This window comes from Agromyces ramosus (assembly GCF_030817175.1).
GTDB classification, from domain to species: Bacteria; Actinomycetota; Actinomycetes; order Actinomycetales; family Microbacteriaceae; genus Agromyces; species Agromyces ramosus_A.
The window spans coordinates 3,743,975-3,768,974 of sequence record NZ_JAUSYY010000001.1 but is presented as its reverse complement, the minus strand read 5'-3'; the positions used below and the strand labels follow the sequence as shown (position 1 = coordinate 3,768,974).

Sequence of the window (25,000 nt, the reverse complement as noted above, 5' to 3'; positions counted from 1 at the left end):
GCACCGTGGAGCATTCGGCCAGTGCGGGGATGAGAGACTGCTTTGGTTCGTGCAACGACCCGTGGGGAGATCATGACCGACAACCGACCACACCTGAGCGGCGACTGGGACCTCGACCCCTCCCACACTCGCATCGGCTTCTCGGCCAAACACGCCATGGTGGCGAATGTTCGCGGTGCCTTTAACGACGTAACCGGCAGCCTGCACGTCGATTTCGAGGACACGACCAAGTCGACCGCCGAAATCGTGCTCAAGGTCGCCAGTGTCGACACCCGCAACACGCAACGCGACGACCACTTGCGCAGCGCCGACTTCTTCAATGCGGAGAAGTGGCCCGACATCGTCTTCAAGAGCACGAGGATCGAGGAAGTCGGCGACAACGCCCTCGTGGTCTCGGGCGACCTGACGATTCGCGACATCACGAAACCGATCACCATCCCGATCGAGTTCACCGGCGTGGAGACCGACGCTGTCGGCGCATTGCGTGCCGGATTCGAGGGCACTCGGCGCATCGACCGCCGTGAATACGGACTCGAGTGGAACATGGCGCTCGACTCGGGCGGTTGGCTCGTCTCGGAGAAGATCACGCTCGAGTTCGAGATCTCGGCGATCAAGCGCGAGAGCGACGCACAGCAGGCCGCCTGAGGCCGGGTCGCGCAGATCGCCGGCCCGGCGCGTCGTGCGACACCGGCCGCGGGAGGAGCCATCCGCGAACCGCGGTGTCATCGGCTCGGCAGCCTTCGCCGAGCCGGAGCACCGCTTCGACGCGTCGGGCAAGGCGCGCGACCAAGAGTGCCTGCTCTGAGCTCATGTGAATATCCGGAAAGGATCGCCGGAACGGTTCAATCCAGCGCCGCATCGGCTCCACCTCTTCCGGTGCCACGAGTTCCGGAAGCGCCTCGAAGTCGCCTCCGACCATGACCTCGTCGAGCAGCCGCCGCACCGGAAATGCCAACCGAGGGTACGCCTCTGCGAGGAAACATCGACGCTCCGAATGGAGAATCTCGGCCGATTGATCGCCCCAGCGTCGGAAGTCTCGCCGAGACGGTACGTCTAGCGGAGCACCCGGATGCTCTCGATCCGGATATCGCCGGGGGCGGTGAGCGGGTCGAACCGCAACGTGGTGAGTGGACTGCCCTGCGGCGGGATGCTCACCCGGTACACGTACGGCCCGCCCGCCTCGACCTTGAGCCTGATGCTCCGGCTCTCGGCGGCGCCCGGCTGAGCGGCCGTGCCCCAGAAGAGCTGCGCCTGGGTCAGGATCGACGACGTCATCGTGATCTCCACCACGGCTCCTGCCGAGGCATCCAGGAACATCGATCCCATGAAGGTCATGTTCGGATCGCCGCCGGTGGATGTCGCATGAAGTGCACCGTCGGCGACGGTGAAGCCGGTGAGCTGGCCCGTCGGTGCCCAGCCCTCGGTGTCGCCCGGGGTCTCGAAGTTCCACGCCCTCATCTCCGAGGTGACGCGCACCTGGTCGTGGTCTCCCGGCGTCTCGGCGTCGCCGTACACGGCGGTGACCCCGACGGTTCCGGACGGCAGTTCGGCGCCGGCGGGAGCCGTCACTGAAGTGCTGACGCTCCCCTCGGCTCCCGCTGCGAGGGCGTACGGCGCAGTCGCCGGATCGAGGCGCCAGCCGTCGGGCGCCGTGAACCGCACGGAGCCGGCCAGCGGTGCCGCGGCGCGACGGTTGCGGATCGTGACCGTGACCGTCGTCGAGTCGCCGGCATGCGCGAGCACCGCCGGATCGGCCTGCACCGAGACGATCTCGACCGGGGACACCACGTTGACCACCGTCGTCACCGGGATGGTGATCGTGGCCTGGCCCCGGCGGTACGTCACCGCTCCGGCGAGCGCCACGTCGTCGGCGATCGGCTCGTCGGCGCCGATCGAGACGATCAGCGGTACCACCGCCGATGCGCCGGGGTCCACGGTCTGCGGGGTGGATCCGGGTGTTGCCGACCAGCCCGCCGGCAGGTCGAGCGTCAGGGCCGGACGACTCAGGCTCGAGTCGCCGGTGTTGATGATCGTCGCCTCCAGGATGGCGGTGGAACCGGGAACCACTTCGGCCTCGGCGAACGCCAGCGACACGGACACGCCGAGGAGCAGCGTCGTCATCGCCGACAGCGCCGCATCGACCCGGTGAAGGGACGCGAGTAGTGCCTCGGCGTCGCCCGTGGCCATCGAGCCGTCGGCGGCCGTGGCCTCGATCAGCTTCGTGAGCTTCGCCGACGTGGCCGCGGCCGTCCTCGCTGCGTCGAGTGCCTCCGCCGTCGCGCCGTCGTCGGTGTGTGCGCGACTCGAGTTGACGGCGCGGAGGAGCGCGGACGCCTGCGTCAGCAGACGTTTGCCGAGCTTGCGGTCCACGTCGCCCGAATCGACGAGGTCGGCGACGTTGCGGTGGACGGAGGCGGCAGCATCCGCCGCCTCGCCGATGTGGCCGCGAACGTCATCCGACTCGAACGCGTACGTACCCGAACCGACTTCGAAGACCGCGGCTCCGTCCTCCATCCGCACGAACTCGACGCCCGTCGCCTCGTGTGCGGCGACGCCGCCTTCGAGCACGGCGTGCTTACTGACTGCGGGGACGTGGACGAGCGCGGTGGTGTTCGCCGGAACGGTCACGTCGAGGCTGAGCTCGTGGCCGGATTGCTGCTTCCACGACGACCGGACCTCGCCGTAGGGGGACTCGTGGCTCACGTCGGCGTGGGTCAGCCCGCCACCGGGCCGCGGTGCGACGTCGAAGGTCGAGTATCCGGGCCCGGTCGCCGTGATGCCGGCGATCGAGGAGTACATCCACTCGCCGACCGCGCCGTATGCGTAGTGATTGAAGGAGTTCATGCCCGGGTCCTGGAACGAGCCGTCGGGCCGGATGGAGTCCCACCGCTCCCAGGTCGTCGTCGCGCCCATCGTGAGCTCGTACAGCCATGACGGGTACTCCTTCTCGAGCAGCAGCCGGTAGGCGATGTCGTCGCGTCCGACCGCTGAGAGCGCCGGCAGCAGGTGCGGCGTGCCGAGGAATCCCGTGGACAGGTGCCAGTCACGGGCCTCGATGGCCTCGACTAGCCGATCGCCGACGGCGACCATGCGGTCCTGGGGCACGAGGCCCATCCCGACCGACATCGTGTATGCCGCCTGCGAGCCGGTGTCGATGGTGCCGTCGGCGGCGATGAACCGGGCGGCGAAGGCGGCGCGGATCTCGTCGAACAGCGCGCTGAGCGAATCCGCCTCCTCGTCGCGCCCGGTGGCCCGTGCCATCTCACTCAGCAGGTCCGCGTCGTGGGCGTAGTACGCGGTGGCGATCAGCGAGTTGGAGGTCGGGTCGTCGAGGTTCAGCCAGTCGCCGATGCCGTGCCCTTCGGGCACGATGCCGGATTGCGCGACGGACGTCCAGAAGCCGAGTAGGTCGTTCATCATCTGCCAGTTGTCGTCGATGACCTGGGTGTCGCCGTACTGCTTCCACAGGGCGTGGGTGACGGTGACGGCCGCGTCGCCCCACCCGGCGGAGACGTTGCTCTCGCCGACGCCCGGCTCGGTGCCGGGTGCGACGCCCGGGAGCGCCCCGTTCGGAGCCTGCCGGAGCCGCATGTCGCGGAGCCACTTGGTGAGGAATGCGTACGCGTCGTGGTTGAACGTCGCGGTGTCGACGATGACGTTCAGGTCGCCCGAGTAGCCCAGCCGCTCGTCGCGGGCCGGCGTGTCGGTCGGCACCGAGAGGAAGTTGCCCCGCACGCCCCAGACGATATTCGACTGCAACTGGTTCAGCATCGGGTCGGAGGTGTCGAAGGTCGAAGTCCGCCGGTTGTCGGTACCGACCACGATGCCGGTGAGGTCCTCTGCCGCGGGCGGCGAGGCGAGGCCGGTGATCTCGACGTACCGGAACCCGTGGAAGACGAAACTCGGGCTGTACTCGACGGTGCCGTCGCTGCCGAGCGTGACCTTCTCGGTGGCCCGCGCGCTGCGCAGGTTGGCGGTGTAGAGGGTGCCGTCGGGGTTCAGGACCTCGCCGTGGCGGATCGTCAGCACGTCGCCGGGTGCGCCGGTCAGCCGGGCGCGGACCCATCCGACCATGTTCTGGCCGAGGTCGTAGATCGTGACGCCGTCGGTCGGCGTGGTCACCGCTTCGACGGGTCGTTCCTCGGTGACCCGGACCGGCGGATCCGTCTGGGCCTGCAGCTCGCCGACGGCGGGGGTGAACACGTTGGCGGCAGACCACCCGCTCGCGGAACCGGGTTCGCTCCACCCGGGGACCTCACGACGGAAGTCGTAGGTCTCACCCATCAGGATGTCGGCGTCGACGATGGGCCCCGGCGTGGTTGCCCAGGAGCCGTCGGATGTGACGACCGAGGTCGTCCCGTCGTCGTGGGTGATCTCGAGCCGGCCGAGGAACGCCGGGTCGGTGCCGTAGCGGTTCGGTCCGACCCAGGCGAGGTGCCCGGCGTACCATCCGGTGCCGAGCTTCACCCCGATCGTGTTCGGGCCCTGCTGCAACAGCTCGGTGACGTCGTAGACCTGGTATTGCACCAGCTGGCTGTAGTCGGTCCAGCCGGGCGCCAGCTCGTGATCGCCGACACGTGCGCCGTTGATCTCGGCGGTGTAGACGCCGAGCGCCGTCGAGTAGAGCCGCGCAGAGCTGATCGGCTTGTCGATGTCGAAGTCCTTGCGGACGAGCGGAAGCGGCCGGTCCTCGCTCGTGAACACGCCGTTCTCGATCACGCCCGAGACCCTCAGGCGCCCGTCGCTGACATTGCCGATCGCGAAGGGGTTCACACCATCGGAGAAGTCCGTGTGGAAGAGCGTCTCGTCATCCCGGGTGACCGTCAACTCCTCGACGTCGCCCGACTCGCCCTGCGCCGACCTGAACCCGAGCGTGCCCGAGGAACGCAGCGGGATGGGCCGGGTGTCGATGACGCGGCCGTCGATGCTCGTGGTCGCCGTGTCATCCGCGAGCTCGATCGTGATCTCGTGCTCACCCGCGAAGCCGCCGGGCAGCGCTTCGCCCGGGATCGGGACCTCGCCGAGCAGCGCCCAGCTGCCGTTGACCCGGCTGTGCGGACGCAGGGTGGGTTCGCCCCGCGCCGACAGCTGCCACATGTACGTGTTGCTGACGGTGGAGTCGGCGTAGAAGACGATCCCGAGCGCCTCGGTGATATTGCTCGTGCGCATGCGGAGCGTGTAATCGCTCCACTCGACCCCGAGCGTGCCGTGGGGTGGGCCGCCGATCCACTCCGCGTCCCACGCCTCGGCCGTGGCGGCGTCGGCCGCCAGCGCGGTCTCGAAGCGGCTCGGCTCGCTCCACTCGGTTGGCGACCCGGCGCCGTCCCACGCCCGCACCCGCCAGTGGTACTCCGTCTGCGCCTCCAGCGCCTCGCCGTCGTAGGACACGTTCACCGAGTCGCGGCCCTCCACCCGGCCGCTGTCCCACACGTCGGGGTCGTCGAATCCATCGGCCGACGTCGCGACCTGGATCTGCCGCGCCGACTGCACGATGCCGCGTTCGCGCCCCTCGAGCTGCCAGGAGAAGACCGGCGGCGACGTCGGGATGCCGATCGCGTCCTCGAGGTGGTTCACGGCCAGCGTCCCGACCGCGACCTCGCCGCTCTCGACTTCGGCGAACGCGACCGTGTCGGTGCCGGTGCCGGCGAGTGAGACGGCGAGCAGTGCGGCCAGCGCCGGCACGACCGTGCGCCGTGAGAGCTCGCGGATACTCCAAGACATCACAGGCGTCTCCCTTGACGTTCAATTGAACCGTTTCATATTGGCTCGCTCGGAGCCTATCCACACCGCGCGTCGCGAGCAACCCCTAAATTTCAGAACCCGATCCCAGATGTGGCGCAGCATGTGCCGGATTGCCGGATGATTGGGCGGAGTCGCGCCCGGGTCATGGCTGTCGCGGCATCCGCGGAATGTGAAACGTTATATGCGCCGCATCGAGGCTCCACGAGCCAGTCTGCCTCCACCGCGGAGAGTCGATTCAACCTTAGAGAGAGCACTCATCATGAGCAGCATCGTTTCATCGGCCTCGGAGCACGCTCGCGCCAAAGCCGCGCGCTACGTGACAAATCATTCTCCCCGGAGATCGGTGTTTGACGTCCGGGGTTCGGAATTTGGGGCGCTTAAGTCTCCGGGGAATGACTCGCGGCTCGCCCAGGGCGCATTTCAGGTCGTCAACGGTAAGTTCTGGCAACTGGGCGATGTTTCGAAGCCTGAGGCCGCAGTGGATGGGCAGCACCTCCGCCGGGTGTGCCATAGGTGCTTGCGGACGGCCATCTAGTCCGCCGTGCTGAGGTGGACCATGGCGTCGTAGAGTTGCTTTTCCGTCATCGGCGGCTCGGGGATCGGATGTGCCCGCTGAGCCCGGTAGGCGTCGAGCATGAGGTAGAGGTGCCGCCGCCATGCGTTGGGCGCGGTGGTGCTGGTGGCGTCGATCATTCGCCCGTTGGACCAGATGAGGTTGACGATGTCGGCCAGCGTGATGTCGGGGCGCGCCGCACCCACTTTTTGGGCCCGGGTGAGCACGTCGTCGATCTGTCGGCACATCTCGTCGTGGATGCGCTCGGTGTCAGCGCTACCGGGGAAGCGGCGGGAGAGGAAGTCGTTGAAACCTCGGTCTCCCGCCTGCACGCGAAACAGGTTCTCCAGGTAGGAGACGAATCCTTCCCACGGATCGTCGATCTCCAGGGCCTTCTCGGACCCGTCGGCGAACTCCCGGAGTCGAGGCTCGAGGGCGGCCAGGAGTAGGTCCAGGCGGGTCGGGAAGTGGCGATACAGGGTCCCGATGGCGACGTCGGCGTCGCGAGCGATCCTTTCCAAGGAGGCATCCACGCCTCGGGCGGCGAACTCGCGCTGTGCCGCGGCGATGAGCCTGTCATGGCGCTCCTGGGCGTCTCGGCGCCGGGGCGCCCGCTTCCGCTCAACGTCGTTGATGCTCACCTAGCCAATTTACCTCGGAATCCGAGGGTACCCTCCGGTTCTGGCTCAGAAGCGCCGTACCAACGTCAAGGGCGGAAAGCCTTCTGTCGAATTCACACCGTTGTCTGGAATAGATGAGGCACCCCTCCGGTTCAACCCAATAACCGGAGGGGTGCCTCAGCTTGAGGCTGCACTCGACCGCCAGCGAGTACCTCACGGCCAACCGATATAACACCACGAAGGAGCACGTCATGAGCAGCATCAGCATCATCGGCTCGGGCAACATGGCCAGCGCCATCGGCGCCCTGGCCCTCAAGGGAGGCAACACCGTCGAGGTCACAAGTCGAGACGCGGACAAGGCCGGGGCCCTGGTCCGGGCGCTCGGCAAGGGAGCCACGGCAGGAATCTGGGGCGCCACCCCGACGGGCGACATCGTCATCCTCGCCGTGCTAGCCGGAGGTGCCGTGCCTGTCGTTCGCGAGTACGGGGAGGCGCTGGCCAACAAGATCGTCGTCGACATCACGAACCCCTTCAACGCCGGCGCCACCGGGCTGGCGGTGCCTCATGAATCGTCCAACGCAAAGCTAGTCGCCGAGGCCGCCCACGCAAGCACCCACGTCGTGAAGGCGTTCAACACCCTCTTCCGCGACATCCTGGCCGCGGGCGACCCGGTGGATGTGTTCATGGCCGGTGACGACACGCGGGCCAAGGCGAGGGTGTCTGCGTTCATCACGAGCCTGGGACTTCGCCCCAGGGACACGGGTGACTTGAGCATGGCGCACTGGTTGGAGGGCGCGGGCCTGCTGGAGATGGGCCTGGCCCGCAACGGCCTGGGGATCAACTTCTCCCTCGGCATCAACCTCGGAGGACAGGAGTAATCGTGGGAAAACTCGATGGCAAGGTCGCGGTGATCACCGGCGCGACCAGCGGGATGGCGTTGGCCGGCGCGAAATTGTTCGTTGATGAGGGCGCTCACGTCTTCATCACCGGTCGACGGAAGGACGCCGTGGATGAAGCTGTGAAGCTGATCGGCCGGAACGTCACCGGTGTGCAGGCCGATTCGGCCGACCTCGCTGATCTCGACCGACTGTTCGAGACGGTCGAGCAGGAGAAGGGCTCAATCGACGTGTTGTGGACGAGCGCCGGAGGCGGCGAGCAGGGCAGGCTCGGTGAGATCACCGAGGAGCAGTTCGATGCCGCGTTCTCGCTGAACGCGCGCGGCACGCTGTTCACCGTTCAGAAGGCGCTGCCGCTGTTCAACGACGGAGGCTCGATCTTCATGACCGGGTCGAACGCTTCGCTCCGGGGCTACCCCGATTGGAGTGTGTACGCCGCGAGCAAGGCGGTGCTGCCCGCCTATGCACGGGTGTGGGTGGCCGAGTTGAGGGACAGAAAGATTCGGGTGAACGTGCTGACCCCCGGCCAGGTTGCCACGCCGATGATGGGCGACGCTCTGAGCGGCGAGATGAAGGCGATGTTCGAGTCCGTGATCCCCCGGCGAGAGATGGGGCGCCCTGAGGAGATCGCCTCGGTCGCATTGTTCCTCGCCTCGAACGACTCGAGCTACGTCAATGGCATGGAGCTCGTCGCCGACGGCGGCACCACCGTGATCTGACGCCAGCAAGACCCCACGACCAACTGATCCGCATCATGACCAGCAACCTCGGCTTGGGCAACACGGCCACCGCCATCGACGCACGCGCGGCGAAGCAGGCCACGGGTCAGGCCGTGCGGCTCGAGGCGGTCGTCAAGAATAACGGCACTGGCCCATCGGCAGTGAACGCCCTGCGCGGCATCGATCTCAGCCTGGCGCGTGGGTCGTTCACTGCCATCATGGACCATCCGGGTCGGGAAAGAGCACGTTCCTACACACCGCGGCGGGCCTGGATACTCCAACGAGCGGCTCCGTTTGGATTGGCGACACCGATATCTCGCGGATGCGGCCCAACAAGCTCGCGAAGTTCCGGCGAAAGCACGTGGGATTCGTGTTCCAGGCGTACAACCTGCTCCCGGCCTCGACGGTCGAGCAGAGCGTACACGTGGCCGCTCTCCTGGCCGGCGCTGTCGATCTTGGCATCCGCTTCTTTGACACCGCACCTGCGTATGGGCTCAGCCAGGAACGCCTTGGTGAGTTCCTGCGAACAATTCCAGCCGAGTTGCGCGCAGATCTATTCGTCGCGACGAAGCGCAGGACATCGGAGATGCGGAACCGGATCTCTCGACCGACTCGCGCAGGTCGTAGATCGCCTGTACGTGCACGCCGAGGTACTCGGCGAGCTCGCTTGTGGTCAGCACGGGTTCGAGACCGAACCCTGCGAATCGCTGCGTGTCCATACACCACAGGTGCGTGGAGGAGCCCACCGGAACGAGACGGAGCAATGGCCCGGAACCCGCGATTCCAGATCAGCCGAAGCAAGTCGAAACCGGCCGAGCACCTTCGTGCAGCGTTCTGCGAGCACGCGATCACGCGCGCATTTGTGGTGAATAAACGGAGAGTCAGTCAAGTCTCTGCCTTTCAATGAAGGCAAGAAATGCTGATCAAAACGATTTCACCGTAGGGCGGACGGGACTTGAACCCGTGACCGATGGATTATGAGTCCACTGCTCTGACCGGCTGAGCTACCGCCCCGCGCGGCGTCGGCTCACTCAGGAAGAGTGACCGGCGCGACGTCGGTGACCGGATCGGTCACCGGTTTTCCACGATACAGGCTCTCGAACGTCGAGAGCGTGCGCTGTATGTCGTGCGCGGCGATGAGGCGGATCGAGCCCTCTTTCAGCGTGCGGTACTGCTCGGGTGTGGCCTCGAGCACCGTGCGGAGCTTGGCTGCGAGATCTTCGGGGTTGCTCGGCTCGAACAGGTATCCGTTCTCGCCGTCGTGCACGAGGTGCGGAAGCGCCATCGCGTTCGCCGCGACGACCGGCAGCGCCGAGGCCATGGCCTCCATCGTCACGATGCTCTGCAGCTCCGCGATCGACGGCATCGCGAGCACTGAGGCCCGGTGGTAGGCGTCTCGCAGCTCGTCGTCGGTGACGTAGCCGGTGAACGTGACACGGTCGGCGATGCCGAGATCGTGGGCGAGGTGCTCGAGATTGCGTTTCTGGTCGCCGCCGCCGACGATCTCGACCTTCGCATCGAGCTCGGCGGGCAGAAGCGTGATGGCGCGCAGCAGCACGTCGATCTGCTTCTCGCCGGTGACGCGCCCGACGAAGAGGATGCGGTTCTCGGTGCGCGGTGCCCAGTTCGGCGAGTACTTGTGGGCGTCGACACCGCACGAGATCGCGTGCACGCCGGTGAGACCCGTGTGCTTCTCAAGGAACTGCGCCGCCCTGCGCGTGGGAGTGGTGACGGACTCGGCACGGCCGAAGGTACGGCCCGCCGCCTTCCAGGCCAGCCCCACGGCCCACTCCTGCCAGCCCTTGGGCAGCAACGTGAACTCGAGCATGTTCTCGGGCATGAAGTGATTGGTGCCGATGATGCGGATGCTTCGCTTCTGCGCCTCGACCGAGAGTCCGCGACCCACGATGATGTGGGACTGGAAGTGCACCACGTCGGGCTTCACCGCGTCGAGCACCCGAGCGCTGTTCTGCTTGATGCGCCACGGCAGGGCGAAGCGCAGCCAGTCGTGCGGGTACCAGCGCCAGGAGTTGAGGCGATGCGCGGTGATCTCCTGGCCCTCGTGCACCTCTTTCCAGGTGCCGTGCTTGCGGCTCGCGGCGGGCGCCATGACGTGCACCTCATGACCGCGCTCGACCATGCCGGCCGCGAGGCGTTCGGCGAAGCGGGCGGCTCCGTTGACGTCGGGAGCGAAGGTGTCGGCTCCGATCAGGATGCGGAGCGGTCGCTCCCCGGTCGTATGGTCGGTGCCGGCGGATGACGCACCGGTATTGTCAGCCACGTGGAGTTGGTCCTCACAGTTCGGGGAGTCGGGGCGGTCGGCCCTCGCGGGTGCCGCGACACAGGGTTGGCGCGCGAGCTGAATCCGACGATAGTCTACGCAGCGCGACCGCGATGGCCGTACTGCACAGGCCGGTCGGCTCGGATCAGAGGCGCGTCTGCGGGTGGTTTCGAGCGAGCTGGAACACGCCCCACATGGCGATCACGCCAGAGAGGATGAACACGCCGATCGCCCACGGCGGCGCCTGCGACGCCTCGCCGAGCACGACGATGCCGATCGCGACCGCGACCATCGGATCGACGACGGTGAGGCCCGCGATGACGAGGTCGGGCGGGCCCGACGCATAGGCGTTCTGCACGAAGTAGGCTCCGAGCGCGGTGGCCAGGAGCAGCGCCACCACGCAGACGGTGGTGAGCCAGTCGAACTCGCCCTGCTGCAGGCGGACGAGCACGACCTTCGCGAGGGTCGCGACGAAGCCGTAGAGCACGCCCGCCATGATGACGTAGAAGATCGCGCGGATGTGCAGGCGGAACAGGGCGAACGCGAGGCCTGCCGCGGCGAGCACGACGGCCAGGACGATGAGAATCGTGATGAGCTGCCGGTCGGTGACCGGCTTGTTGACGGCGGTGAACGCCGCAACGCCGACGAAGAGGAACACGCCGCCGACGCACATGACGATCGCGATGATCGACTTGTGGTTCAACTGTACGTGGTTCACTCGCGAGTTGACGATCGACGTGATCACGAGCGCGATCGCGCCGAGCGGCTGCACGACGATGAGCGGCGAGAAGTAGAGGCTGCCGAGCTGGAAGAGAATCGCCAAGCCGAGCATGAGGGTGCCGACGACCCAGGATGGCCGCGCAAGCAGCAGCCCAAGCTGCTTGGGATTCAGCCCCTTGCCCAACGTGTCGGCGGTGTACGCCTCGACCTTCACGACACCGCGATGCTGGAATTGCGCACCGAGCGACAGAAATACTGCGCCGATGAGCGCCAGCGGGATGCCGATGAACTGAGAGGGGTCGAGGGCGATCTGCTCGGTGAGCTCGCTCAGGTCCGGTTCCACGTCCTCGACCCTACCTGTTGCCTCATGGATATCCTTGGCGAATGGCCGTGCTCCCCATTCGCATCACCGGCGACCCGGTGCTCCACTCCCCCGCCTCCCCCGTCGAGGCGATCGACGACGAGATCCGGGGTCTCGTGCGCGACCTCTACGAGACGATGGATGCCGCGCCGGGCGTCGGACTCGCGGCTCCCCAGATCGGGGTACCGCTTCGCGTCTTCACCTATGGCTGGGTCGACGAGCAGGGCACGCGGTGGCGCGGCGTCGCGATCAACCCCGAGCTGTGGATCTCGCCTCCGCCGCCGGGCGACCCCGATCTCGACGAGGAGTCCGAGGGGTGCCTCTCGTACCCCGGCGAGCGCTTCGGCCTGCGCCGCGCAGAACGTGCGATCCTTCGGGCGACCGACCTTGCCGGCGAGCGGTTCGAGATCGAGGCCGAGGGATGGCTCGCTCGCATCTTCCAGCACGAGTACGACCACCTCGACGGCATCCTCTACCTCGACCGGCTGAGCCATCGCGACCAGCGCATCGTGGCGAAGATCAACCGCAAGGTCGGCTGGGGCAAGCCTGGCGAGCAGTGGATGCCGGGCGTCGACGACCTCGAGGGGTGAGGCACGCCGAGCGGATGTCCCGGCTCGTGTTCGCTCAGACCAGGGCGCGGATTCCGGCGGCGACGGCGGCGGCCACCGCCACCACGATGACGAACGGCACCCGCAGGGCGTAGAGCGCCGCTGCGACGATCACGGCAGGCACCCGCGCGTCGACGACGATCGCCTGGCCGACGCCGAGCGTCTGCACGGCGATGAGTGCGGCGAGCAGCGCCACCGTCAGCAGGTCGGCGATGCGGGCCGGGCGTTCGCGCTCGAGGAAGCCCGCCGGCACCAGGTGGCCGGCCAGCTTCAGCGCGAGGGTCGCCGCCGAGGCGATGAGGATGATGTGCCAGGTCGTCATGCTGCAGTCCGCCTACCGCCGAGGTCGAACCAGCCGACGACGATCGCGACGAGCGCGGCGACGAGCACCGGCAGCCCCGGCATCAGCACCGGTGTCGTGAGCGTCGCGAGGAGCGCAGCGGCGACCGCCACGGCGCCGGCCTGGAACCGCTTCAGGCGGGGCCACAGGAGCCCCAGGAATGCAGCTGCGGCCGCGGCATCCAGTCCCCACGCACTCGTGTCGCCGAGCGCGTCGCCGATGAGCGCACCAGCGAGCGTCATGAGGTTCCACCCGGCGAAGATGACCAGACCCGTCACCCAGAAGCCGACGCGTGCGGCCCGATCGCTCGATTGCGCGAGCGCGACCGCGGTCGACTCGTCGATCGTGATCCAGGCGGCTGCGATGCGGCGCCAAGCCCGGCCGTCATCGACGATCGGCTTCATGCGCATGCCGTAGACGACATTTCGGATGCCGAGCATCGCCGCGGTCGCGATGGCCGCGCCGCCGGCCGCCGCGCCGCCGCTCGCGAGCACGCCGACGAGCGCGAACTGCGAGCCGCCGGTGAACATCACGAGGCTCAGGAAGCAGGTCTGCCACACGTCGAGGCCGGCCGCCACTGCCAGTGCCCCGAATGAGATCCCGTAGACGGCGGTCGCGAGGCCGACCGCGAGGCTGTCGCGCACCGCGCGGCCCGACTGCGTGGCCGGGTCGGCGACGGCGTCGGCCACGCCACGCTCGGGATCGGATGCGCCGGCCGGCGCGGCATCCGGACGCTCGTGCACGATTCCTCCCGAGTCGACGAAGGGCCGCCCGGTCGCCCGGACGGCCCTGTACGCTCCCCCACTTGGACTCGAACCAAGAACCTATCGGTTAACAGCCGATTGCTCTGCCAATTGAGCTATGGAGGATCGCTTGTTCAGCATCGATACTCTAGCAAAGGGATGCCCCGACTCCCAATTCACGGCCGCCGCTGGCCGGGCCGCGCGCCGCCTGGCTCGCGTCAGTACCCGGCGGCGAGGTCGATGCGGCCCTCGAAGCGCCCATCGCCGAGGAACGCTCGGGTGTTGCGGGCGATTCGCTCGGCATACAGGGGCACGGTCATCGCGTGGGTATCGGCCACGTGCGGCGTGACGATGCAGTTCGGCGCCGTCCAGAGCGGGTGCCCGTCGGGCAGCGGCTCGGGATCGGTCACGTCGAGCCCGGCACCGCCGATCCGGCCGGTCTCGAGCGCGTCGAGCAGGGCCTCGGAGTCGACGAGGCCGCCACGAGCCACGTTCACGAGCAATGCCCCGCGCGGCATGCGCTCCAGCTCGGCGCGACCGATGAGCCCTCGAGACCCGCGCGTCAGCGCCGCGGCGACGAACAGCACCTCGGCGCTCGCGAGTACGGAGCCGAGCTCGGCGACGGTCACCGTGCGGGAGGCGCCGGCAACCGGCATCGCGCGCCGTCGCACGACGGTCGCGTGCACGCCGAACGGCTCGAGCAGCCGAAGGACCTCCACCGCGATGCCACCCGCACCGACGATGACGACCTCGGCGCCATAGAGCGTGCGTCCGACCTCGTCGGCCTCCCAGGTGTGTGCCGCCACACGCCGCGGCAACACGCGGGCGAGCGAGAGGGCCAGCATGAGGGCGTGCTCGGCGACGGGCTGCGCATAGGCGCCCTTCGCACTCGTCCAGACGCGCCCGTCGTCGCGAGCCGACGCCAACAGGTCGGCGAAGGCGTCGACTCCTGCCCACGGCAGCTGCACCCACGAGACGTGGGGGTGGTCGTGCAGCAATCGGCCGAGGGAGTCGGCACCGGATGCCGCCGTCCACACGATGCCGCGGGTCGACGCGGAGAGCGGCGCCACCGTTCCGCCCTCGCGCTGCACGGCGGCCACGAGTGGGGGCTCCGCTGTCGGGACGACCGCGATCGGACCCGGCGTCACCGACGCCGGCTCGATGTCGCCGGGCTCGTCGGCCACGACGGGTCGGTGTCGTGGACGCGGCGCCGGCTCGGCGGCATCGGTCACGCCGGAAAGTCCGGCTCGAGATCGTCGGTCACGGCATGGCCCGCGTCGAGCGCGCCCGCCAGTGCCATCACGTACGGGTGGCGCGGGTCGTCGAAGACCTCATCGATCGTGCCGATCGCGGCGAGCTCACCGCGGTCGAGCACGGCGATGCGATCGACGGTGCTCCGCAGCACGGGCAGGTCGTGGCTGATGATGATCGCTGAGAACGCGTGATGCGCGCGAAGCTCGCCGATGAGCTGCGCGACCGCGTCGCGCACCGTGAGGTCGATGCCGGCCGTCGGCTCGTCGGCGATCAGCACCGATGGCCCCAGCACGAGCGCTCGCGCGACCGCCACTCGCTGCCGCTGCCCGCCACTCAGCTCGTAGGGGTACTGCTCGAGCATGCCGAGCGGAAGCCGCACGGAGTCGAGCATCGTCGCGACGCGCGTCGCGAGCGCCTTCGCGTTGTACCGGCGGTCGCGCTCGAGGATCGGCTCGCCGATGATCTCCGCGATCGTCCGGTCGGCCGGCAGGGTGGATGCGGCGTCCTGCTGGAGGTAGCCGACATGGAAGCGGTACTCGGGCACCTTCCGCTTCGGAATCCCCCGCAACGCATACCCGAGCACGTTCGCGTCGCCCCCCGTGATCACCGGCTGCACCTCGCCCGATCGCGGCTCGAACGCCGCACCCGACAGCACCTTCGCGAGCGTGCTCTTGCCGCTGCCCGCGCTGCCGAGCACCCCCAGCACCTCTCCGGGAGCCACCGTGAGCGTGAGGCCGCGCAGTGCCACGTGCGCGGGGCTCGGGCCGTGCGCCGGGTACTCGAGCGAAAGGTCGCTCAATCGAATTGGAAAGCCGTGCGCGGCGGCGCCCATCAACCCGCCTCCCGAAGTCGGCGAAGTTCCTCTCGGCGTTCGGCCTGCGCGACCGGATCGGGCACCGGCAGCGAGGCGAGCAGCCGTTGGGTGTACGGGTCGGACGGAGCGCCCAGCACCTCGGCACCGGTCCCCTCCTCGACGAGCTGGCCGCGGTACATCACCGCGATGCGGTCGGCGAGGATGTCGACGACGGCCAGGTCGTGGCTGATGAAGAGGCAGGCGAAGCCGAACTCGCGCTGGAGCTCGGCGAACAGCTCGAGCACCCGCGCCTGCACCGAGACGTCGAGCGCCGAGGTCGGTTCGTCGGCGATGAGCAGCTCGGGCTCGAGGGCGAGCGCACGCGCAAGGCTCGCGCGCTGGCGCTGGCCGCCGCTCAGCTCATGCGGATAGCGGTCGCCGTAGGCACGCGGAAGCTGCACGGCCTCGAGCAGCTCGTCGACGCGTTGCCTGGCCCCTGCTGCGTTCTCGGCACGCCGGTCGATGATGAGGGGCTCGGCGACGCACTCGGCGATCGTGAGCAGCGGGTTGAAGCTCGACGCGGGGTCTTGGAACACGAACCCGAGGCGGCTGCGCGCGGGCCGGAACTGACGCTCGCGAATCCCGTTCATCTCGTGGTCGAGCACCCGGAGGGAACCGCCCGACACCTTGGTCAGCCCGGCGATCGCACGTCCGATCGTGGTCTTGCCCGACCCGGATTCGCCGACGAGGCCGAGTACCTCGCCCGGACGAATGACGAAGTCCACGCCGTCGACGGCCCGGAACCCAGGGCGACCGAATCGACCCGGGTAGACGATCTCGAGCCCGGATGCCTCGACGACGGGCGGCTGTTCCAACCAGTCGGCCGAGCGCGCCTCCACGCGCGCCACGGCGCTCGCGGTGCCGGTGCCGACGTACGGCACCGCGGCGAGCAGGGCCTTCGTGTATTCGGCCTGCGGTGAGGCGAAGAGCGTCTCCGCGTCTGCCTCTTCCACGACCTTGCCCTGGTACATCACCGCGACCCGGTCGGCGAGGTCGGCGACGACTCCCATGTTGTGGGTGATGAGCACGATGCCCATGCCGAATTCGTCGCGACAGCGACGCAGGAGGTCGAGGATCTCGGCTTGGACCGTGACGTCGAGCGCCGTCGTCGGCTCGTCGGCGACGATGAGCCCCGGGTCGAGCACGAGCGCCATCGCGATGACCACACGCTGCTTCTGGCCGCCCGAGAACTGGTGCGGGTAGTGATCGATCCGCGACTCGGGGTCGGGGATGCCGACCCGGCCGAGGATCTCGATCGCCTTCGCCCGGGCGTCCTTCTTCGAGATGTCGGTGTGGGCGCGGAGACCCTCGATGATCTGCCACCCGACGGTGTACACGGGATTCAGCGCCGTCGACGGTTCCTGGAAGATCATCGCGACGTCGGTGCCGCGGAGGCCGCGCAGCTCGCGCTTCGGGATCGACACCACGTCGTGCGTCGAGGTGCCGGCCTTGTTCGAGAGGATCACCGCGCCGCTCGCGGTCGCGGTCTCGGGCAAGAGGCCGAGGATGGCCTTCGCGGTGACGGTCTTGCCGCTGCCGGATTCACCGACGATCGCCAGCACCTCACCGCGCTCGACGGAGAGCGAGACGCCGTCGACCGCCTTGACCGCCCCGGCGTCCGTGGAGAACGAGATCCCCAGGCCCTTGATGTCGACCACCGTGCTCATCGCCTGACCTCGATCCCGTGCTCGTCGAATGATTCGCCGTCTTCGAGGCCGGCGAGTCCGCCCGGCCCGGCGGTGAGCGTGCCGCCCGGCACGACCGAGGTCTCAGCTACGACGCCCGCGGACTGCGCAACGCGACGGCGTCCGCGCAGGCGCGGGTCGGCGAGGTCGTTGAGGCTCTCGCCCACGAGCGTGATGCCGAGCACCACGAGCACGATCGCGAGTCCGGGGTACAGCGCCGTCCACCAGATCCCGCTGGAGACGTCGGAGAGGGCCTTGTTGAGGTCGTATCCCCACTCCGCTCCGGCAGTCGGCTCGATGCCGAAGCCCAGGAAGCCGAGCCCGGCGAGTGTGAGGATCGCCTCGGACGAGTTCAGCGTGAAGATGAGCGGCAGGGTCCGCGTGGCGTTCCGGAGCACGTGGCGGAACATGATGCGGCCGTTCGACGCGCCGAGCACCCTCGCGGACTCCACGAACGCCTCGGCCTTGATGCGCACGGTCTCTGCTCGGATGACACGGAAGTACTGCGGGATGAAGACGACCGTGATCGAGATCGCGGCGGCCAGCACGCCGCCCCAGAGGCTCGACTGGCCGCCCGAGATCACGATCGCCATGACGATCGCGAGCAGCAGCGACGGGAAGGCGTAGATCGCGTCGCAGATGACGACGAGCACGCGGTCGAGCCATCCGCCGAAATATCCCGAAACGAGACCGAGGAACACGCCCGCGAAGATCGAGAGCAGCACGGCGACGACGATCACGAGGATCGCGGTCTGCGCACCCCAGATCGTTCGCGACAGCACGTCGTAGCCGCCGACGGTCGTGCCGAAGGGGTGAGCCGACGACGGGGGTTGCTGGCTGCCGAACGGACCCTCGAGGTCGCGGAGCTGGGCGAAGCCATACGGTGCGATGAGGGGGGCGAAGATGGCGATGAAGACGAAGAGCGCGGTGAGCACGAGTCCGGTTACGAGCATCCCTCGCTGCAACCCGACGCTCTGCCGCAGCTGGTGGACGACGGGAAGGCGGTCGCGGAGGAGCCGCTTCGGGGGCCGTGCGGCGGTGTCGGTCGTCATGTCAGTACCTCACCCTGGGGTCGATGAGCGCCGCGATGATGTCGACGACGAAGTTGGTGAGCGCGACGATCACGGCGAGCAGGGCGACGATGCCCTGCACCGCGACGAAGTCGCGGGCCTGGAGGTACTCGGAGAGCTGGAAGCCGAGCCCGTTCCACTCGAACGTCGTCTCGGTCAGCACGGCACCGCCGAGCAGCAGCGCGATCTGCAGGCCGATCACGGTGATGATCGGGATCAGCGCCGGACGATAGGCGTGCTTGCGCACAAGGCGGAACTCGCTGACCCCTCGTGATCGTGCCGCGTCGACGTAGTCGGTGGAGAGCGTGCCGATGACGTTCGTGCGCACGAGTCGAAGGAACACACCGGCGGTGAGCAGGCCGAGCGCGATCGACGGGAGCACCGCATGGGCGAGCACGTCGCCGAGTACGGCCGGGCTTCCCGTCATGATGGCGTCGATTGTGTACAGCCCCGTCTCGTTCGGAAGCAGCTCCATCTGGATCTGCGCTCCGGTCGAGGCTCGTCCGGCGACGGGCAGCACCTTGAGCCACACTGCGAACACGAGCTTCAGCAGGAGGCCCGCGAAGAACACCGGCGTGGCGTAGCAGAGGATGGCGAAGACGCGCAGCACGGCGTCTTGGCCCTTGTCGCGGAAGTACGCGGCCACGAGACCGAACGGGATGCCGATCAGGAAGGCGACGATGAGCGAGTAGAACACGAGCTCGAGCGTCGCGGTGCCGTAGGTCAGCAGCACCTCGGTGACCGGGCGGTTGTTGAGCGTCGTGCCGAAGTTGCCGGTGAAGATCCCGCCGAGGTACTCCAGGTACTGCACGATCACGGGTCGGTCATAGCCGGCGGCGTGGATGCGCTCCTGCAGCTCGTCTGCGGTCACTTGGCCGCCGAGCTTGGCGGTGATGGGGTCACCGGTCGTGCGCATCAGCACGAACACGAGCGTGACGAGGATGAAGATCGTCGGGATGATCAGGAGCGCTCGCACCAGGATGTACCGCCCGAGGCCGCCACCCGGCGTCTTGGTCGATCGTGTACTACGTGGGGGCGCTCCGGCGGCGGGCGTCGTCGTTGAGGTCAATGTTCGCCAATCGGGTGAAGGCTCGAAATGCGGGTGACCCGCTCCGGAGAGCGGGCCACCCGTTCCTTGCGTAGAAGTGACTCTAGCCGTTGTTCAGGCGGCTCAGCCCTTCGCCAGCGCTGCGTACCGGAACTTGAACGACGCGTCGAGCGTGTCGTCGGCGCCGGTGACGTCGTTGCCGGTGACCGCAACCTGTGCGCCCTGCAGGTACGGCACGGTCGACAGGTCGGCCGCCACCTTCTGCTGGATCTCCTCGATGAGGGCGGTGCGGGCGGCCGGGTCGAGCGTCGACGCCTGCTCGATGATCAGGTCGTTCACTTCCTGGTTCACGTAGTGGTTCGAGAGGAAGTTCTCGATCAGGAAGAACGGCGTGATGTAGTTGTCGGCGTCGGAGTAGTCGGGGAACCAACCGAGCTGGTAGGCGGGGTACACGTCGGCCGTACGGTCCTCGGAGTACTGCACCCACTCGGTGGTCTGCAGGTTCACCGTGAACAGCCCGGTGGACTCCAGCTGGTCCTTGATCAGCGCGTACTCGTCGGCCGAGGAGGGGCCGTAGTGGTCGTTCGAGTACTGCAGGTTCAGCTCGACCGGTGTGGTGACGCCGGCAGCTGCGAGCCGGTCGGCCGCCTTGTCTGCGTCAGGACCACCATTGCCGTCACCGTACAGTTCCTGCAGGGGCTCGATCGCACCGGCGAGACCCGCGGGAACGTAGGAGTACAGGGGCGTGTAGGTGCCCTTGTAGACCTGGTCCGACAGCTCCTGGCGGTCGATGAGGTCGGCGACGGCCTGGCGAACCGCGAGCGCCTTGGCCGGGTCGGCCTCGGGGGTCTTGGCGCCATAGGGCTGGGTGTCGAAGTTGAAGACGATGTAGCGGATCTCGCCACCGGGGCCCTCGACCACGTTGACGTTGTCGTTGCCCTTGAGGTCTTCGATGTCGGTCGCGGAGAGGCTCCGGTACGCGACGTCGATGTTGCCCTCCTGCACGTCGAGCTTCAGGTTCGAGGACTCGGCGTAGTACTTGAGGTTGACCGTCTCGGTCTTGGCGGCAGGCAGCAGTCCCTTGTAGTCGGGGTTGGCCTTGAACGACACGAGGTTGTTGAAGTCGTAGCTCGTGATGACGTACGGACCGGCGAACGCGTTCGCCTCGACGATGTCGGCATCGGGGGTGAGCTCGTCGGCGGCGAACACCTCGTCGTCGACGATGGCGCCCGGGAAGCTCGTCAGGATGAGCGGGAAGACCTGGTCGTTCTCCGCCTTCAGGTGGAAGACGACCGTGGTGTCGTCGGGCGCCTCGACGCTGTCGAGGTTGTACAGCAGGCTCGACGCGCCGTTCGGGTCGGCGATCGCGATGTTGCGATCGAACGAGAACTTGACGTCGGACGAGGTCAGTTCGTTGCCGTTCGCCCACTTGAGGCCTGCGGGAAGCTTCACCGTGTACTCGGTGGGCGAGGTGAACTCGGCCGACTCTGCGAGGTCGGGAACCACGTCGGTGCTCTGGTAGTCGGTGTTCAGCAGGTACGGGAAGACCTGCGTCTGCACGGCGAGCGAACCGTTGTCGTACGAGCCGGCCGGGTCGAGCGTCGTGACCTTGTCGGTGGTGCCGATGGTGATCGAGTCGCCCGAGGCGTCGTCGCCCGTTTCGCCACCGGCCGAGCAGCCTGCGAGAGCGAGGGCTGCGACCGAGAGACCAGCCAGCGCGGCGATGCCGCGACGGCCGTTCTTGGATGCGGATGTCATATCCGTCTACCTCTTCCTGTGGATATCGGCATGACCTTTGGAAGGCTGTTGCCGAGCTGTGTGAGACCGGCCCGTTCGAGCCCCGCGCGCGGGACGAACCGGGTTGCTCATTCTCCACCCACAGTTACGAGGGTTGGAGGCGCCCCGCCGCGCGGTTGCGGGAGACACTTCAAGAGGTAGCACGGCCACCTGAAGCGGGAACCCAACGTTATCGGACCGTAATTGTTCAACAATTCCGAACAATACCGATCGGAACTCCCCACTCTTCGAAGACACCGGATGTCTGTTGCTCGATGATGTCTCGATGGGAGGCTGCCAGCACACCATCTTCACGGGGGACTCCACACCGCTGCACAGGATGGTGAGCGGGCCACATCGCTCGCACACACCATCGGGAGGTTGGCAGTGAAACGACACGACCCAGTGAAACGTCTCAAGGAGCGACGCCGGATCGGCAGGGGGCGCACCGGCATCGCGGTCGCCGCAGCCGCGGGTGTCATCGCGCTCGCGACGGTCTCGAACAGCACGGCGATGGCGGCGCCGCCCGACGCGTTCGACCCTTCCGTCCTCGGCCCGATGGACTCGCAGAGCTGGGAGAACATGGACGACATGACCTGGGACGACTACGTCGGCGTCCCAGGTACGGACTGGGCGAATGACGTCGAGGGCTCTGAGCGGCAGTTCAACGGCGCCATCGTGCTCCTCGACTTCGAGAACCAGCCGTTCCTCGTGACCCAGCCTGAAGGCACTCACGCGTTCGGCGATCCTTCCGGGCTCGCGAACGGCCTCGACCGTGAACAGGTACCCGGTTTCTACCTCGACCTGCTCAACAAGCCGAGCGAGCTGAACCACGGCCGAACCATCAACGAGTACTGGATGGAACAGTCAGGAGGCCGGCTCAGTGTGCAGATGGAGGCATTCGGCCCGTACCAGCTCCCGGGGAACATCGAGGAATACGGCCTCAACGACTCGTTCAACAAGCCGAACGCGGCCTTCTGCCCGCAGGGCCTGTCCTGCAACAAGAACATCCGCACCGACGCGCTCCCGCTTTGGGGTGCGGACATCGGCAGCGCCGACCCCCTGACCCAGTTCGACCAGGTGTTCTACGTCACAGCCGGGCACGACGAGTCGGCGACGTGGGAGGAGTTCGGGCAGATGCTGTTCGAGCACCCCGAAGACGTCACCGACGACTTCGGGCCGCCCCGTGACGAGAACGGCATCGCGCTCGACCAGAACGGCGCGCCGATGGCGAACTGGGCCAAGACCCGCTACATCCCATGGACCTCGTGGGCCGCTGCGGTGAACCACTGGCCGAACGCCAACTTCGCCTCGAACGGGCGGGCAGGCAACTCGACGCAGGCAGAGTCCTCGGGCATGGGAACCTATGCCCACGAGTTCTCGCACATCCTCGGCATCTCGGACAACTACGGAAACCCGTACGGTACCGAAGCCGCCGATGGCGGGCCGCTCCGCGACACCAGCGGACCGTTCGACATTCTGGCCAGAGGAACGTTCAACGGTCCGGGCGGCACGCACGAGCGATGGAGCGTCCCGTCGGTCGCCGGCGGATCCCAGCCCTCGGGCGTTGCGCTGCGCAACCGCATCAACCTCGGCATCATCGACGAGTCGAGCTACCTGAACCTCCAGGAGAGCGAACTCGATTCGCTCGGTTCGATCGTCACGAATGTCGTCTCACGAGCGGTGATGCGCCCCGGTGAACTCACCGGCATCAACCTGGTGTTCGACAAGCCGGGCGCGGCTCCGGCCGACGATTCGACCGGCACGTGCACCCGGCGGGCCAAGTTCGACTGCGACGGCGGTTCCTTCGACAACTACACCGTCGAAGTGATCGACCGGATGGGCACGGACTCGTTCCAGCCCGACCACGGTGTGATGATCGCGAAGACGAAGAACCAGGATCGCAACCCCTTCATCTGGACGATCGACGCGAATCCCCAGGACATCGCGACGGTCGACTACGTCCGCCCCGACGGAACGCCGATCATGATCACTCGCGGCGACCAGCGTCAGCTGAACGATGCGCTCTTCCACGCCGGCAATGACTCCGGCTCGGAGTTCGAGTACGTCGACACCGCGAACGGTCTGCACTTCTACATCGTGAACGTGCAGCGCGACGAAGCGGGCATCCTCGCCTACGACGTGGCCGTGCGTTCGACGGTGAGCGCCGGACCGCAGGCCCGTGGCGTCGACCTCGGCGAGGCCGTCGTGAACGGCAACCTCGCGTCGCTGCATGGACAGGCCCAGGCGAACGGCACCGCGATCGCGCAGTGCGCCGTTCCGCTGACGAACACGGGCGGTGCGGTCGAGGATGCGAAGGCGAACAGCGACATCTATCGCCTCGCGACCTCGATCGAGGGCCGCGGCTGGTCGGTGCACACGCCGAGCAGCATCGTCACGGCCACGGCCGGCGAGACGATCTCCGTCCCGGTCTACGCATCACGCGGTGCCGACGCCGCTCGGGATGCCACCGTCACGATCACCGCGACGTCGGAGAACGACCCGTCGGCGACCGAGACGCTCACCTGCGAGATCGACGCACCGGGCAACGCCCGCTGAGTCGACCTCGCCGACCGGGGCGCGCGGAACGGGAAGCACTCCGTTCCGCGCCGCCCCGTTCGGCGTCGGGCATCATCGGCAGCACACACTCGCCCTGGCATCGATGGGCATGAGGAGGCAATGTTTGTTCACGTCCGTCCACCGCTCGGCATTGTGCCTTGCACTCCTTCCTGCGCTCGCGCTCACCGCCTGCGCGAGTTCCGGCGCCGACGATGACGTCGCCGATCGCCGTGAGCTCGAGCTCGTCGTCCGTGATGGTCACCTGAGAGAGCTCGGCGCGTCATGCTCAGGCGCGAGGCCGTACCTCGAGTTCCACAAGGGAGCGGAGCTGGCCCTGATCGACGAGCACGGCCACGAGGTGTTCACCACCGAGCTCGAAGACGGTGAAGCGGTGAAGGTCGACGACATCGACTACGGCAAGGCGCCGCGCATCCCCACCTTCTGCCGCTTCCCGCTCGGTGCCGCAGAACTCGACGACGGCGTGACCTATCACGTGAGCATCGACGGCCATGTCGTCGCCGAACATCGAGCGGATGCCGCGGCGACGATGGTCTTCGTGCCCGCGCTCGCCTCGGTCGACCCCACCACCGAAGGATCAGAATGACCGGCATCCGACCCATCGCCGTGATCGGCACGATCGCCGCGCTCATCCTCGCCCTGACCGCCTGCGCGACCGGCATTCGAGGAGGCGCCGCCCAGTTGCCTGCGCCATTGCCCGAAGGCACCTCGTACACACCCGGCACGACCGGTCCGGCGGCTCCAGCCCTCGACGGAATACTCGTCGACGACACCCCTGTCGACCTCGACGCACTCGCGGCCGGTCGACCGCTCATCGTGCAGTTCATGGCCAGCTGGTGCTCGAGCTGCGCCGAACAGCAGTCGGTGCTCTCGAGGGTCGCCGCGGAATACGGCGATGCGATCGCCATCGCGCAGGTCTCGGGCGACACCGACGCTGCGGCCCTGGCCGGATATCTCGACGCGCATCAGGTCGCTCAACCCGTGCTCGTCGATCACGACCTGCAGATCTGGCGTTCCTACGCCGTAACCGAACCTCCCATGACCGCCCTCATCGACAGTGAGGGGCACCTCCTCAAGCTCTGGCCGTCGGGTGCCGATGAGCAGAAGCTCCGCGAGCAGCTCGATCGAATCGTGCCGCACGACGGCTGAACCGG

20 protein-coding genes and 2 tRNA genes are annotated in these 25,000 nt (G+C 67.6%); 8 read left to right on the top strand and 14 right to left on the bottom strand.

Annotated elements, in window-relative coordinates:
- Nucleotides 1-72: 72 nt before the first annotated feature.
- Nucleotides 73-645 carry a YceI family protein gene (locus QFZ26_RS17670; RefSeq protein ID WP_307044450.1) on the top strand — a complete coding sequence of 191 codons (573 nt, stop codon included), beginning with the start codon at nucleotides 73-75 and terminating at the stop codon, nucleotides 643-645.
- Nucleotides 646-1,053: 408 nt separating this feature from the next.
- On the opposite strand, the gene QFZ26_RS17665 is transcribed toward QFZ26_RS17670, so the two are convergent.
- Both QFZ26_RS17665 and QFZ26_RS17660 read right to left on the bottom strand, forming a co-directional pair.
- Nucleotides 1,054-5,721 carry a family 78 glycoside hydrolase catalytic domain gene (locus QFZ26_RS17665; protein ID WP_307044448.1) on the bottom strand — a complete coding sequence of 1,556 codons (4,668 nt, stop codon included), beginning with the start codon at nucleotides 5,719-5,721 and terminating at the stop codon, nucleotides 1,054-1,056.
- 552 nt (nucleotides 5,722-6,273) lie between these two features.
- Nucleotides 6,274-6,936, bottom strand: coding sequence for a TetR/AcrR family transcriptional regulator (locus tag QFZ26_RS17660; protein WP_307044446.1), 663 nt, complete (start codon nucleotides 6,934-6,936; stop codon nucleotides 6,274-6,276).
- 230 nt (nucleotides 6,937-7,166) lie between these two features.
- Between QFZ26_RS17660 and QFZ26_RS17655 the strand changes: the two genes are divergently transcribed.
- The 3 genes from QFZ26_RS17655 to QFZ26_RS18930 all read left to right on the top strand — a co-directional run bounded on the left by QFZ26_RS17655 (nucleotide 7,167) and on the right by QFZ26_RS18930 (nucleotide 9,437).
- Nucleotides 7,167-7,793, top strand: a complete 627-nt coding sequence (locus QFZ26_RS17655; RefSeq protein ID WP_307044444.1) for an NADPH-dependent F420 reductase — start codon at nucleotides 7,167-7,169, stop codon at nucleotides 7,791-7,793.
- A 2-nt stretch (nucleotides 7,794-7,795) separates the two neighbouring features.
- Nucleotides 7,796-8,530 carry an SDR family NAD(P)-dependent oxidoreductase gene (locus QFZ26_RS17650; protein ID WP_307044442.1) on the top strand — a complete coding sequence of 245 codons (735 nt, stop codon included), beginning with the start codon at nucleotides 7,796-7,798 and terminating at the stop codon, nucleotides 8,528-8,530.
- Nucleotides 8,531-8,684: 154 nt separating this feature from the next.
- Entirely contained in the window at nucleotides 8,685-9,437 is a 753-nt protein-coding gene (locus QFZ26_RS18930) for an aldo/keto reductase (RefSeq protein WP_373460770.1), read from the top strand.
- A gap of 33 nt (nucleotides 9,438-9,470) precedes the next feature.
- On the opposite strand, the gene QFZ26_RS17645 is transcribed toward QFZ26_RS18930, so the two are convergent.
- From QFZ26_RS17645 to QFZ26_RS17635, 3 genes are all read right to left on the bottom strand, one after another.
- Nucleotides 9,471-9,544 (bottom strand) — tRNA-Ile (locus QFZ26_RS17645).
- Between the two features lie 13 nt (nucleotides 9,545-9,557).
- Nucleotides 9,558-10,811, bottom strand: a complete 1,254-nt coding sequence (locus QFZ26_RS17640; protein WP_307044440.1) for a glycosyltransferase — start codon at nucleotides 10,809-10,811, stop codon at nucleotides 9,558-9,560.
- A gap of 145 nt (nucleotides 10,812-10,956) precedes the next feature.
- Complete coding sequence (locus QFZ26_RS17635) at nucleotides 10,957-11,874, bottom strand: DMT family transporter (protein WP_307044438.1); 918 nt, start codon at nucleotides 11,872-11,874, stop codon at nucleotides 10,957-10,959.
- A gap of 41 nt (nucleotides 11,875-11,915) precedes the next feature.
- Between QFZ26_RS17635 and def the strand changes: the two genes are divergently transcribed.
- Nucleotides 11,916-12,482 carry a peptide deformylase gene (def, locus tag QFZ26_RS17630; protein WP_307044436.1) on the top strand — a complete coding sequence of 189 codons (567 nt, stop codon included), beginning with the start codon at nucleotides 11,916-11,918 and terminating at the stop codon, nucleotides 12,480-12,482.
- 34 nt (nucleotides 12,483-12,516) lie between these two features.
- Here the strand turns inward: def and QFZ26_RS17625 are convergent, their stop codons facing one another.
- From QFZ26_RS17625 to QFZ26_RS17585, 9 genes are all read right to left on the bottom strand, one after another.
- Nucleotides 12,517-12,822: an AzlD domain-containing protein gene (locus tag QFZ26_RS17625; protein ID WP_307044434.1), complete on the bottom strand. Its 306-nt coding sequence runs from the start codon at nucleotides 12,820-12,822 to the stop codon at nucleotides 12,517-12,519.
- Nucleotides 12,819-13,529, bottom strand: a complete 711-nt coding sequence (locus QFZ26_RS17620) for an AzlC family ABC transporter permease (protein ID WP_307045143.1) — start codon at nucleotides 13,527-13,529, stop codon at nucleotides 12,819-12,821. Before QFZ26_RS17620 ends, QFZ26_RS17625 begins: the two co-directional genes overlap by 4 nt.
- A 107-nt stretch (nucleotides 13,530-13,636) precedes the next feature.
- Nucleotides 13,637-13,709, bottom strand: a tRNA-Asn gene (locus QFZ26_RS17615).
- 92 nt (nucleotides 13,710-13,801) lie between these two features.
- A complete protein-coding gene (locus QFZ26_RS17610; protein WP_307044432.1) occupies nucleotides 13,802-14,815 on the bottom strand; it encodes a D-isomer specific 2-hydroxyacid dehydrogenase family protein in 1,014 nt (337 codons plus the stop codon).
- Entirely contained in the window at nucleotides 14,812-15,636 is an 825-nt protein-coding gene (locus tag QFZ26_RS17605) for an ATP-binding cassette domain-containing protein (protein ID WP_307044430.1), read from the bottom strand. The genes QFZ26_RS17610 and QFZ26_RS17605 overlap by 4 nt, the downstream gene beginning before the upstream one ends.
- Before the next feature lie 32 nt (nucleotides 15,637-15,668).
- Nucleotides 15,669-17,357 (bottom strand): ABC transporter ATP-binding protein, encoded by a 1,689-nt coding sequence (locus QFZ26_RS17600; RefSeq protein ID WP_307044428.1) that lies wholly within the window; start codon nucleotides 17,355-17,357, stop codon nucleotides 15,669-15,671.
- Nucleotides 17,354-18,427, bottom strand: a complete 1,074-nt coding sequence (locus QFZ26_RS17595; RefSeq protein WP_307044426.1) for an ABC transporter permease — start codon at nucleotides 18,425-18,427, stop codon at nucleotides 17,354-17,356. The genes QFZ26_RS17600 and QFZ26_RS17595 overlap by 4 nt, the downstream gene beginning before the upstream one ends.
- 1 nt (nucleotide 18,428) lies before the next feature.
- Nucleotides 18,429-19,514 carry an ABC transporter permease gene (locus QFZ26_RS17590; RefSeq protein WP_373460738.1) on the bottom strand — a complete coding sequence of 362 codons (1,086 nt, stop codon included), beginning with the start codon at nucleotides 19,512-19,514 and terminating at the stop codon, nucleotides 18,429-18,431.
- 102 nt (nucleotides 19,515-19,616) lie between these two features.
- Nucleotides 19,617-21,251 carry an ABC transporter substrate-binding protein gene (locus QFZ26_RS17585; protein ID WP_307044424.1) on the bottom strand — a complete coding sequence of 545 codons (1,635 nt, stop codon included), beginning with the start codon at nucleotides 21,249-21,251 and terminating at the stop codon, nucleotides 19,617-19,619.
- Between the two features lie 423 nt (nucleotides 21,252-21,674).
- Between QFZ26_RS17585 and QFZ26_RS17580 the strand changes: the two genes are divergently transcribed.
- The 3 genes from QFZ26_RS17580 to QFZ26_RS17570 all read left to right on the top strand — a co-directional run bounded on the left by QFZ26_RS17580 (nucleotide 21,675) and on the right by QFZ26_RS17570 (nucleotide 24,995).
- Nucleotides 21,675-23,828, top strand: a complete 2,154-nt coding sequence (locus QFZ26_RS17580; protein ID WP_307044422.1) for a peptidase M6 — start codon at nucleotides 21,675-21,677, stop codon at nucleotides 23,826-23,828.
- Nucleotides 23,829-23,952: 124 nt separating this feature from the next.
- Nucleotides 23,953-24,432: a hypothetical protein gene (locus tag QFZ26_RS17575; protein WP_307044420.1), complete on the top strand. Its 480-nt coding sequence runs from the start codon at nucleotides 23,953-23,955 to the stop codon at nucleotides 24,430-24,432.
- The gene (locus QFZ26_RS17570; protein ID WP_307044419.1) at nucleotides 24,429-24,995 is read left to right on the top strand and encodes a TlpA family protein disulfide reductase; all 567 of its coding nucleotides are present in this window, start codon (nucleotides 24,429-24,431) and stop codon (nucleotides 24,993-24,995) included. The genes QFZ26_RS17575 and QFZ26_RS17570 overlap by 4 nt, the downstream gene beginning before the upstream one ends.
- The last annotated feature ends 5 nt before the right edge of the window (nucleotides 24,996-25,000 follow it).

What these genes read in the sequence shown, in the direction of transcription:
- def (WP_307044436.1), top strand. Translation starts at nt 11,916, where the DNA reads ATGGCCGTGCTCCCCATTCGCATCACCGGCGACCCGGTGCTCCACTCC.
- QFZ26_RS17655 (WP_307044444.1), top strand. Translation starts at nt 7,167, where the DNA reads ATGAGCAGCATCAGCATCATCGGCTCGGGCAACATGGCCAGCGCCATC.
- QFZ26_RS17570 (WP_307044419.1), top strand. Translation starts at nt 24,429, where the DNA reads ATGACCGGCATCCGACCCATCGCCGTGATCGGCACGATCGCCGCGCTC.
- QFZ26_RS17600 (WP_307044428.1), bottom strand. Translation starts at nt 17,357, where the DNA reads ATGAGCACGGTGGTCGACATCAAGGGCCTGGGGATCTCGTTCTCCACG.
- QFZ26_RS17625 (WP_307044434.1), bottom strand. Translation starts at nt 12,822, where the DNA reads ATGACGACCTGGCACATCATCCTCATCGCCTCGGCGGCGACCCTCGCG.
- QFZ26_RS17585 (WP_307044424.1), bottom strand. Translation starts at nt 21,251, where the DNA reads ATGACATCCGCATCCAAGAACGGCCGTCGCGGCATCGCCGCGCTGGCT.
- QFZ26_RS17665 (WP_307044448.1), bottom strand. Translation starts at nt 5,721, where the DNA reads ATGTCTTGGAGTATCCGCGAGCTCTCACGGCGCACGGTCGTGCCGGCG.
- QFZ26_RS17670 (WP_307044450.1), top strand. Translation starts at nt 73, where the DNA reads ATGACCGACAACCGACCACACCTGAGCGGCGACTGGGACCTCGACCCC.
- QFZ26_RS17595 (WP_307044426.1), bottom strand. Translation starts at nt 18,427, where the DNA reads ATGACGACCGACACCGCCGCACGGCCCCCGAAGCGGCTCCTCCGCGAC.